This is a genomic window from Klebsiella sp. TF21-TM (assembly GCF_019753495.1).
Classification (GTDB): Bacteria; Pseudomonadota; Gammaproteobacteria; order Enterobacterales; family Enterobacteriaceae; genus Klebsiella; species Klebsiella quasipneumoniae.
Window position 1 is genome coordinate 1 of record NZ_JAIJYL010000119.1, and the last position, 510, is coordinate 510.

At 47.1% G+C, this 510-nt stretch carries 1 protein-coding gene; it reads left to right on the top strand.

Going from position 1 to position 510, the window contains the following annotated elements; translation table 11 throughout:
- Nucleotides 1–11: 11 nt before the first annotated feature.
- On the top strand, nucleotides 12–510 hold a 499-nt coding region (locus K5R89_RS27195; protein ID WP_221853882.1), incomplete at its 3' end, for a hypothetical protein.

Sequence of the window (510 nt, forward strand, 5' to 3'; positions counted from 1 at the left end):
CTGGAGAGCGTATGGACGTACAACCCAACGTACAGACTGACACGGTCATTAAGGCGTTTCTCCGCTCGGAGTTGCAGTTGATACGTAGTCAGAAAAAACTTCTCAGTGTGTTGCCTCGTGATCTCGAGTCGGACTACCGCTATATACCGGAGAACCTGCTGGAGCGTTTTTTCCATCCCGCCACTGATGCGCGTCTAAATAGAATTGCCCTGTCAGAAGCCAGACCAGGTAGCCTGCTAGTTCCCCGTGTCAACGGGAAGCCTGTTTTATGGGGTGAGTTAATAAAGTTAATCCTGGATGACTCTCAGTTACTGAAGTTTGAAACGTACGGCAGACCTTTTGACAGTACCGAGATGAAACCAAATGAGCCATGCGAATTATTGAGCGGGAAGCAGTATGTTTATAAACCCGTCGACCTTGAGTTATTCAGGAAAAACATCGTCTCTATACAGATGAATTTCCTGGTCAATCTATGGAATCTGGCCAGATTTAAACCGGCTTATGTCAGGG